The organism is Wolbachia pipientis, from assembly GCF_023661085.1.
Lineage (GTDB): Bacteria > Pseudomonadota > Alphaproteobacteria > Rickettsiales > Anaplasmataceae > Wolbachia.
Window position 1 is genome coordinate 1 of the sequence record NZ_JAHDJT010000036.1, and the last position, 10,897, is coordinate 10,897.

General features: G+C 35.9%; 9 protein-coding genes. 4 read left to right on the plus strand and 5 right to left on the minus strand.

The window, feature by feature from the left end:
• The first annotated feature begins 343 nt into the window (after positions 1–343).
• The 4 genes from ccmC (at position 344) to DM84_RS02340 (ending at position 2,225) form a co-directional block, all read left to right on the plus strand.
• Positions 344–1,054 (plus strand): heme ABC transporter permease CcmC, encoded by a 711-nt coding sequence (gene ccmC / locus DM84_RS02325; protein WP_250778144.1) that lies wholly within the window; start codon positions 344–346, stop codon positions 1,052–1,054.
• 14 nt (positions 1,055–1,068) lie between these two features.
• The gene (locus DM84_RS02330; protein ID WP_250778145.1) at positions 1,069–1,245 is read left to right on the plus strand and encodes a hypothetical protein; all 177 of its coding nucleotides are present in this window, start codon (positions 1,069–1,071) and stop codon (positions 1,243–1,245) included.
• A 123-nt stretch (positions 1,246–1,368) separates the two neighbouring features.
• Complete coding sequence (locus DM84_RS02335) at positions 1,369–1,815, plus strand: GNAT family N-acetyltransferase (RefSeq protein ID WP_250778146.1); 447 nt, start codon at positions 1,369–1,371, stop codon at positions 1,813–1,815.
• Positions 1,803–2,225 (plus strand): GNAT family N-acetyltransferase, encoded by a 423-nt coding sequence (locus DM84_RS02340; RefSeq protein ID WP_250778147.1) that lies wholly within the window; start codon positions 1,803–1,805, stop codon positions 2,223–2,225. Before DM84_RS02335 ends, DM84_RS02340 begins: the two co-directional genes overlap by 13 nt.
• A gap of 114 nt (positions 2,226–2,339) precedes the next feature.
• On the opposite strand, the gene ubiA is transcribed toward DM84_RS02340, so the two are convergent.
• The 5 genes from ubiA to DM84_RS02365 all read right to left on the minus strand — a co-directional run bounded on the left by ubiA (position 2,340) and on the right by DM84_RS02365 (position 10,599).
• Positions 2,340–3,197, minus strand: a complete 858-nt coding sequence (gene ubiA / locus DM84_RS02345; protein WP_250778148.1) for a 4-hydroxybenzoate octaprenyltransferase — start codon at positions 3,195–3,197, stop codon at positions 2,340–2,342.
• 1 nt (position 3,198) lies between these two features.
• A complete protein-coding gene (locus DM84_RS02350) occupies positions 3,199–3,543 on the minus strand; it encodes a ribosome-binding factor A (protein ID WP_250778149.1) in 345 nt (114 codons plus the stop codon).
• Between the two features lies 1 nt (position 3,544).
• Complete coding sequence (infB, locus tag DM84_RS02355; protein ID WP_250778150.1) at positions 3,545–5,866, minus strand: translation initiation factor IF-2; 2,322 nt, start codon at positions 5,864–5,866, stop codon at positions 3,545–3,547.
• Positions 5,867–5,874: 8 nt separating this feature from the next.
• Positions 5,875–7,437: a transcription termination factor NusA gene (gene nusA, locus DM84_RS02360; protein ID WP_250778151.1), complete on the minus strand. Its 1,563-nt coding sequence runs from the start codon at positions 7,435–7,437 to the stop codon at positions 5,875–5,877.
• 87 nt (positions 7,438–7,524) lie between these two features.
• Positions 7,525–10,599 carry an efflux RND transporter permease subunit gene (locus DM84_RS02365; RefSeq protein ID WP_250778152.1) on the minus strand — a complete coding sequence of 1,025 codons (3,075 nt, stop codon included), beginning with the start codon at positions 10,597–10,599 and terminating at the stop codon, positions 7,525–7,527.
• Positions 10,600–10,897: the final 298 nt, after the last annotated feature.

The window sequence follows — 10,897 nt, forward strand, 5'->3', positions numbered from 1 at the left end:
ATTTGAGGTACATATAAATAATTAGCCACCGACCGGGGCTTCTTTTGCCTTTTTTTCTATTTAGTAAGTTTCTTAAGCATGAAGGTTACACCAACTTTTGTTATCAAACAAGATACATAATAAATTGCTCAACCTCTAAGATGTACAATCCCAGAGTGTGATGGCGAAATTTGTCAAGTAGTTTTTTTCATTTCTATTGGATAACGGCAGGGTCAAATTGCAATGTTCATGCAGTTATGACTGAAATTGCGCTAATTTGCTGGTCTGTGTAAACATAGGCACTATCCTGTTGATAAAGCTTAAACTAACTGATAAATTCTTAACACAGTTATTGTTGAAACAAATGTTTTTACTAGAACCTACACATCTTTCTTATTTTTCCAAAAAAGCTTTGCCTTGGCTTGGGGCTGCGTGTTTTGCATGTTTTTTAGTTGGAGTATTTCTAGCTTTATTCTTCTCTCCAGAAGATTATAAACAAGGAGAAATTGTACGAATTATGTATCTTCATGTGCCTTCGGCATGGCTTTCTCTTGGAATATATGGGTTAATTGCAGCGCTCAGTTTCATCTCCTTAGTGTGGAATAACAGCATTGCTAGCGTTCTGGCCCACGCAGCCGCCCCTGCGGGAACAGTCTTTTCTGCAATATGCTTAATCACAGGTAGCATTTGGGGAAAAGGAACCTGGGGCACTTGGTGGGTATGGGATGCAAGACTCACTTCAATGTTGATCTTATTTTTCCTATACGTTGGATACCTCTCGCTGTGGGGCGCTTTTGATAATGAAGAAAGAGCTAAAAAATCAGCAGCAGTATTTGCCATCTTTAGTGCCGTAAATATCCCCATAGTAAAATTTTCCGTGAACTTGTGGGCTACTCTCCACCAGCCAGCAAGTATTCTCAGAAAAGGTGGAGTAGCAATAGAAAGTTCTCTACTGCTGCCATTAATTGCAATGTTTATATTTTGTGCCACATTTTTTTTAGTAGTATGGATACTCTATTCACTTCACCTGATTAATTTGTATAAGATAAAGAGAGAAATTAGTGCGCGATATTAGACAGTTTCGTAATCATGAAAGAAAATATGCTGGAGAAAATTAAGCAAAATACCTTTGGTCACTTCAAATATTTGCCTGAAGCTACAGGTTTTAGTATAAAAACAGACCAGGCTCTCACGATAATTAACTGCGGGCTCGGGTCTTCGATGTTTAACATTGTTTGTGGCGACTATCACGCAGAAAAGGTTTAAGGTGTTATAGACAAATTTAAAGGTCAGCCCTTCGCGTGGTGGATCAGCCCATCGATTGATTCAAAAGCATTAAGCAGAAAATTGCTGGAGCACGGCTTTATTACTGAAACTGAAGAGCGTGCTATGTTGTGTGATCTAACCAATTTTGAAAGCAGAAACAACCAACTTATCAGAATAGAGCGAGTATTGAACCGAGATCAACTTGAACATTTTATCAGAGTTCTTGAAACATATGATGTAACAGCACGTAGCTTTTATGAAAAACTCACAGAACCACTCCTAAATCAACAAGAAAAATTGTTCGTTGGGTATGAAGATAATATTCCCGTTGTAATTGCTATTCTTTTTATCCACAGTGACACAGCCGGCATTTTCAGCTTGATAACAGAAGAAAATAAAAGAGGGCTTGGGTATGGCACCCAAATGATCACTCATCTTATGGATATTGCTAGAAAAATAGGTGTAAGATATGCGACTCTTTCTGCATCAAGTGATTCAGGATATCGAATCTATGAGCGCTTAGGGTTTCATACGTTTGGTCAATTTGAGTGTTTTGAATGGAGGAATTAAAGATGAAAATCGAGCATACTGCGTCCCCAAACAATAGAGATATTGAATTCCTGTCCAAAAAGATCAATGAAGAAAACGCTAATAAAAGTACATGTAATCCATTTGCTTTTTTTATTCACGATGATGCTAGACAAATTATTGCAGGTTGTAGCGGTTTTATTATCTATGGTTCAATTTACACTGATCTGCTTTGGGTGCATCACGACCATAGGAAAAAAGGTATGGGAAAGCAGTTAATGGAAAAAGTTCATGATTATGGTTGGGAAATGCACTGTAAAATAGCAACTGTTACAGCCATGAATTTTCAGAGGGCAAGAGCATTCTATGAAAAGCTTGGGTATGAGTGCGATCTTGTACGCCCAGGGTATGTTGGTGGAGCAACATGTATATTTTTGAAGAAAGTATTGTAATGCGCAGTATGTCTAACGTTGGTAAGCTATAGATTTCTCTATAGATAACTCCAACGAAGCCTTCCCCGGCGTCTCTAAACTCCTTTGGGGCAGCTTTTTTTAATTAGTCGTATTTCAGTTTACAACTCTATCTAAAAGAATGCCGAGAAAAAGCAGTAGTCCTACATAGGAGTTATTTTTAAATGTGGACATGCATTGACTGGAGTCGTCGGGGTTGAGATTTTTATATTGGTAATGAAACATGACCCCTACAGCAAGTAAAGCGACATAGAAAATGTTATTCAATGATGATAAGATACCGGCATATAGCCACATCATAAGAGATATTAAATGAAACCTTTTTAGCCAAGATTTTGTTGTATCACCAAAATATAATGCTGTTGATTTCATTCCGAGTTTTTCATCATCTTTTTTATCTTGATGAGCGTATATGGTGTCGTAACTCAGTGTCCAAAAGATGCATCCTGCATAAAAGAGCATAGGTTCTATACTAATCTGGTTCTTTATTGACGCCCAACCTAGGAGCAATCCCATGTTAAAAGTAAACCCTAAAAACAATTGTGGCCACCAAACGTAACGCTTTAGTAAAGGGTAAATAATTATCATACATATTGAGATTACCCCAAGTATAAGTGTAGTTTTATTGGTGAGCAGGAGGATTGCTAGTGCAATGGACAGTAACAGAGAAAGTAAAATCAAAGCTTGCTTTACGTTTAGTGCACCACTTGCAAGTGGCCTATATTTTGTTCGTTCAACATGTGCATCTATTTCTTTATCGAAAATATCATTGATTATACAACCCGCAGGCCTCATCAAGAATGCGCCCATAGTAAACAAAATAAGGAGAAAAAAAGCCTGATACGATAGAGGAGTTGAGGCTAGAATAATACCACTTAAACTAGGGAATAATACAAGCCATAAACCTGTTAAACTGTGCAACCTCATCAATGAAAGGTAATGATCGAAATGCATATTAAGTGTGACTACTTAGTATTTTGCTTACATTAACAAAATTATCGAATGCTAAATCAGTTTTGAAAACTAACTTGGGTACAGATCGCAAATCAACATAACATAATATGGATTTGCGTATCAACCATGCAGATTGATTGATTTCGTCAATAATAGTGCTAATGTCACAATCTTTTTCGCTTAATGAAGATAGCACTACATATACATCTGCTTTTTTTAAGTCTTTACTTAACTTTACTTCAGATATCACTACATTTTTATTGAATACCTTACCTTCCATTAAGACTCTGGATATTGCTCTATGCAGTACAGATGCTATTTTTAGGCTCCTGATTTCTTTTTTCATATTATAGTACCCTTTCTTCCTGCACTAATTGATAAACTTCCAGAATATCTCCAACCTTAATGTCGGCATCACCATCTAGAGACATTCCACATTCAAAGTTTGTACCTACTTCCTTAACATCATCCTTAAATCTACGCAAAGCTTTCAATTTTCCTTCATATATTAATTTATTGTTGCGCATTACCTTAATTAAAGAATCTTTTTTCACGACTCCATCACTTACATAACATCCAATAATATTACCAGCTTTAGATACATTAAATACCTGTCTCACAGATGCAGAGCCAATACGCACTTCTCGTGTTATAGGCTTTAACATTTTAGTCAAGCACATTTTCATACTGTCAATAAGTTCGTATATTACGTTATAAGTACGTATTTCTACACCTTTTTGTTTTGCCAAATCCCTTATTTTTGAATCCACTTTGACATTAAACGCCAAAATTACTGCTCTCGACGCTTCTGCAAGCAGCACATCTGAGTCTGTTATTCCCCCCACTGCCTTGTGTAGGATATTTAATTTCACTTGATCTTTACCAAGTTTATCAATTGAACTTGATATTGCTTCAACAGAACCAGTTACATCACACTTCAAAACTACAGGTAACTCTTCTGTTTCACTGTCGTTACGACTGAATATGTCTAAATCATTATTGATTGAATCCTCCTCTTTTCTCTTGACCAGCTCTAATCTGTATTCAACGATTTCACGTGCCTGCTTTTCGGAATTTACAACAACAAATTTATCTCCAGCATCTGGCACACCGTTTAGACCAGTGATCTCAATTGGAGTAGAAGGTGGAGCCATCTTTTCCCTTTGACCAAGATGATTAACCATACTACGTACTTTTCCATATGTCGTACCAACCACCAACATATCACCAACCTTCAACGTTCCTTCCTCAACTATCAACGTAGCTGATATTCCCTTGGCTTTATCTATTTTAGATTCTATCACCCACCCAAATGCTCGACAATCCTCTATCGCTTCAAGCTTCATTAGATCAGCAATTAACAAAATCGCCTCTTCTAGTTTGTCTAGGTTGATTTTCTTTTTTGCTGATACTGGCACAACCATAACATCACCACCAAGTTCTTCAGGAATGAGGTCATATTGAGGTAAACTACTAATTACCCTTTCTACATCACCAGATCGCGATTTATCGACTTTATTAACAGCAATTATAATAGAAACATTTGCTGCCTTTGCATGGTTTATTGCTTCAATCGTTTGTTTCATCACTCCGTCATCAGCCGCAATCACTATTACAGCTATATTAGTGATGTTGGCACCACATGCACGCATTGCAGTAAATGCCTCATGTCCTGGTGTGTCAATGAAAGTAATTCTTTGCTTATTTTTTGTAACTACCTGATAAGCACCTATATGTTGAGTTATTCCACCTGACTCTCTTTCTGCAACATTAGATTCACGAAATGCATCGAGCAATGAGGTTTTACCATGATCAACATGTCCCATAAAAGTGACAACTGGCGGCTTAGGTTTTTTAGGCAAGCTTTCCCTGTTCTCTATGAAAAATAAACCCTTTTCCTTGTTAGCATCACTCACTCGTTTAGCTGTATGATTAAATTTTTCCACTATTTCACATGCTATATCCGGATCCACTAAATCATCCACTCTGTAACTCTCACCAACTTCTTCTTTCAACATTCTTAACACATCTTTGCTATCCTCTGCCATACGAACGGATAATTCTCTGATTGTAATTTCATCTGGTATAATAACTTCTCTTGATATGTTTTTACCTTTGGTGAATTTTGATTTTCTGTTTCTTATACCAAATCTTTGCTTAAATGCAGGGGATTGTTCAATTTTGTCATCTATTGACTGCGCGATTATCAGCTTGGAGTGCTTAGAATATATATCTTTGTTAGCCTTTAAAGGTTTTTTATCATCATCATCTTCATCGTCAATTCCACTCTCCATTGGCTTAACTGAGCTAACACCACTTGAAGCTTTTTCTTCGATTTCTTTAAACGAAACATCCGAAGCATCATCTTTATCATTAACCTTTTCATCATTGTCTTCTTTTACTACTACTTCTTTTTCTTCTTTTAGGTTCTTTTCTTTTAACAAAGCGGCATTCTGTACAGCATTAATACGGAAGATTTGCTCTTTTTCTGTCAAGGAACCTAATTTACTTCCATCTTGCTCTTCTGGCTCATGAGGTTTTCTTCTCCTTTTTTTTACTATTGTAGCTCCCGTACTTGGACTCGCTGAAGAGTTCAAATCAAGACCCAACTTGAGTTTGTTAAAACCTTGAAGCGTTAGTTTTTTACTACTGATATCTTCGTTATTCATACATTTTGCTATATTACACCAAGCTTCTTACGAGCTTCCATGATTATTGAGTCTATTGTGTCTTTTAAGTCCTCTTTACCACTCGCTGAAGAGGAGAGTATACCATAAAACTCATAGCTTGACAAGTCTGCTACATCTCCTAGAGTTTTAATACCATGTTTACTAAGAGCAATTTTATCGTCTATTGATAAAGGCAAATTGATTACATCATCTTCCATACCTAAACTTCTTAACTCTTCTATTTTTTTGTCATTTTCTGCTTTTAGATATTTATTTGCTCTATTATGCAACTCACTTGCAATATCTTCGTTAAAGCCTTCTATCGAAGCAAGCTCTTTAATTGAAGCATTGGATATATCCTCCACGCTTGAAAAACCCTCTGTGACTAATAACTGCCCCATAATCTCCTCTAAATTTAGAGCTTCAGCAAATAAAGCTGAACATTGACTGAGTTCCCGACTCCGCCTTTCTGATTCTTGTTGAGTGCTTAGTATCTCAATTTTCCATCCAACAAGCTCTGAGGCTAATCTTACATTTTGACCTTTTTTTCCTATAGCTAAGCTTAATTGATCTTCAGCAACTATTAATTCTACGCAGTTTTCATTTTCATCAATAATAACCTTCGATACTTCTGCAGGAGTAATCGCTTTGATAACAAATTGGCCCAGGTCTGAAGAGTAATGTATGACATCAATTTTTTCTCCATTTAATTCATGTATGATGGTTTTTATCCTATCTCCCTTAACTCCAACACAAGCACCTACTGGGTCGATGTTTTTATCAGGAGAGAAAACAGCAACTTTAGACCTTGAACCAGCATCTCTAGCTATACCTTTAATTGTTACTAACCCGTCAGCAATTTCTGGTATCTCTTGATTTAATAGTGCCTCCAAAAAGCCTTCATAGGCTCTAGAAAGAATAATTTGACGTCCATCATCAGAACGCTTGACAGTTTGTATGTAAGCTTTAATCTTATCGCCTTCACGAAATGATTCACCACCGATTAAATTTCGCAATGGAAGGTATGCCCTAGCGCCATTTATGTCTACGATCAGGTCTGAATACTCCACTTGTTTAACAATACCATATCTTATTTCTCCCACTTTATCCTTAAATTCCTCATATTGCTTTTTCGATTCTTCATATTTAATCACCTGAGCAATTCTTTGCTGGGCAATTCTTGCTGAAGCAAGATCAGTGCTGAGAGAAAGCAATTCATTAACAGTATCTCCAATTTTTGCATCTTCTCTTATTAACTTAGCTTGCGTAAGAGTAATTGATTCACATCCAGCACTCTCTTCTTCATTTGGTTCATCACTAATAACCCTTAATTCTCTATATGCAGTAACTTTGCCTGTGTTTCTATCTATGTTGACTGTAACCTTACTTTTACTACCATATTTTTGAAGAGCCACTGCTTCTATTGCACTTTCTAATGCCTTCATTACCACTTCAAAATCTAGACCTTTTTGAAGTGAAAGCTCTCCTGCTGTTTTTATTATGTCAATACTTCCAACTAAGTTATTTTTGTCACTTTTCTGTTTAACACTGCTTTTTCGGTTAGCAATCATACAAATAAATCCTATACAATTAGTTATAATTATAGCTTCAACGGGCAAAGAACACTATTTTTAATATTAAATAATTACTAATTTAAGTCAAGTTTTTTCATGTCTTTGCATCATAAGCAACGCAGGAGTAAAAAACAAGGTTAGAACCGTTGCAGCTAACATTCCACATGCTATGGTGATTGAAATGTCAACCCACCACTGGCTTGATGGAGCGTCATATGTGATTTGTAACGTGAAAAAATTTATGTTTAGCTTAGTAATCATCGGTATTAAGCCAAGGACTGTGGTTGCAACAGTAAGCAATATTGGCCTAATGCGAGAAATCGAAGCATTTATTATACATCGCTTAATGTCATCTTTGTATACTTCAACTTGGTGATGAAAAGCGTCAAGTAATAATATATTATTACTTACTATAATTCCTGCTAAAGCAATTATTCCTACCCCACACATAACAACTACAAAAACTTTATGGACAAGAAAGAAAACAAAAAATACACATGTGGTAGATAAAAATACTGCCGTCATTACAATGAATGTGTGGTATACACTATTGAATTGTGTCACTAATACCAAGATCATTAATGTGATTGCCAATATAAAAGCCTTCAACAAAAAGGCTTCTGATTTTTGTTGATCTTCTTTATCGCCTTTAAAGTCAATTTGTACTCTCTTGTCCCAATCCTGAACAATCGAGTTTTGAATGAATTTAACTCTTTCATCAGCCAGGTAGCCGTGATCAACATCAGCAGAGATTGTTACTGTACGTGATCCGTTAATCCTACTTAGTTTGTTTATCTTTTTTTCGGGAGCATATTTTACTATATTGCTCATAGGATACGGACCATTAGCTGTATTAATAAAAAGGTTCTCTATGGTCTTCATGTTACGATCTCGTTCAGGAAAACGGAGTATAATATCTATTTCTTGGTCCAGGTTATTTGATCTGTATTTTCCGATTAATACTTCACTTGTGACCATTTTTATAAAATCGCCAATGGTTGCAACACTTACTCCAGAGCTTGCAGCCTTACTTTTATCAATATTCATATTCCACTCTATTTCAGGTGTTGACCTACTGTCTTGAACATTTATAAACCCTGATGAAGGTTGATCCATAATTTTTAGAATTTGCTCTGCTGCTAAATCCAGGCTAGATTCATCCCCACTGAGATTAATTTGTATTGGCTTATTAGCTGATGGTCCTGAATTTTCTTCTTGAATATCGATTATTACTCCTTTTATGTCCTGCACACTACTTCTTATATCATTTAATATATGTCTAGCTTTGCGCCTAAAGCGCCAATCTGCAAGTTCTAGTTGGATTTCGGCAATAACGTTATCTGAGAATGTTCCTGATTTAGCATAAGAAGCATGAATTTCTTTTTTGATGCCTGAGATGCGCTTTTCTACTTCTTTTAGTATCAGATCTCGTTCCTTGGCTGATAAACTTTCTTTTGCTTGAACTCTAATTAGAATATTATCTGAATCCACTTTTGGGAAAAACTTTACTCCAGGACCAAAAGTGAAATATAATATACTAAACGAGAATAAAACTAATATAGTAGCACACGCAAATTTTTTAGGATGATCTAAAACTTTCTCCAGTGCGCATGCGTAAGCTCTTATTATGGGCCCAGTGTTCTTTATCTCACCACTTTCTATTGCACTCATTTTTTCAATTTCTTCTTTCGAAGTTACCGAAGGCTTACCAAACATTGCACCGAGTGTTGGTATGAAAACCAAGGCCATAATGAGCGAACCGGTCAAAGTTAAAATTATTGTGATTGGTATATACTGCATAAACTTACCAACTATATCAGGCCAAAATAACAGAGGGAAAAACACTGCCAATTTAGTTAATGTCGATGATAGAACTGGAGAAAACATATCACGAACTGAAGTGTGAAAGGCTTCTACCTTGTCCATTCCACAAATCATCTTTCTATCAGCATATTCACTAACTACGATTGCGTCATCAACCAACATGCCAACTGCCATAATTAAACTGAAGAGTACAACAATGTTTAAGGTTATACCCATGAAGTAAAGGGCTATTACTCCAACAAGAAAGGAGCCAGGTATCGAAAGTGCTACAAGAATGGCCGTCCTTGTGCCCATAGAGAGTATCATTATGATTAATATTAACAACACAGCAAATATTATGCCATTCTCTAGGTCATCAAGCACATTACGGACATTTTTTGACTGGTCGTTTAAATACACCACTTTTAGATTGTTAGGTAATTGGTCTTTTGCCTTATCTATTAGGTATTTCACTTGATTTACTGTATCTATTATGTTCTTTCCATTACGTTTTGAAATTTCTAACACAACACTAGACAGTCCATTGATGCGAGCAAATCCTTCATAATCTTCAAATCTAGGATACACCTTTGCCATATCCTTTATTCTCAAGACTGCATCGCCTTGCGACCTAATAGGAATGTTCATAATATCTTCTACATCTTTTAATAACCCTGATACTTTAATTGAATATTTACCTGTGTCGTTATCAAGCGATCCGGCTCCTACTAATCTGTTATTGCTCGATATAGCATGAAATATTTCATCTGATTGAATGTTGTATTTTGTTAGTATTGTGGGCTCAATTATCACTTCTATCGTTTCCTTACGCACGCCTGCCACTTCAACCTTAAGGACGTTGGGCAGAGATTCTATTCCTTTTTTTAACTTACGCGCTATATCGGTCAAAGCCCTTTCTGGTAGATGACCAACCAATCCAACATTTAATATAGGAAATAAGCTTAAGTTTATTTCGCTGATTACCGGAGACTCTGCTTCAGCAGGCAACTTCGATTTTATATTTGAAAGCTTTGAACGGACGTTATCGAACACTTCCTTGTTACTATACTCTGTACCGAATTCAAGTATTACATGAGCGCCGCCATCAGTTGCTAGGGCCTTTAGCTCCTTAACTCCTTCTATAGACCTCAGTTCATTTTCTATCGGAATAGCTAATAACTTCTCACTATCTTCAACAGAAATTCCAGGAAGTCCAACAAACACGCTGATTACAGGAATTTGTATATCTGGGTTGCTTTCCCTTGGCATTTTTATATAGGCGTATAAACCAAAAATAAAAATCACTATAAGCAACAATATTACCGTCCTATTCCTCTCTATAAGCAAGCTTTTCATGTAAATATTTTATTGAATATGCATACTTTTGTACAACATTATACCTGAGATACATTATATATTAATTAATTCTTATATAACTTTTAGAATATTTGTATTAAGTATTAAAATCATCATAAAATTACAAAATAGACTTTTCGCGTAGCAGACCAATTTTGACATGGTATAAAACAAAAAAAACAACTTGACAAATTCTAACAATTTCATTATCATGACACTAAGGGTATTTCTGGCTCAAACTTATTTTTGATCTGCAGGCTCAATGACAAAATTCAGTAAAAAACTCAGGGTATTTTTT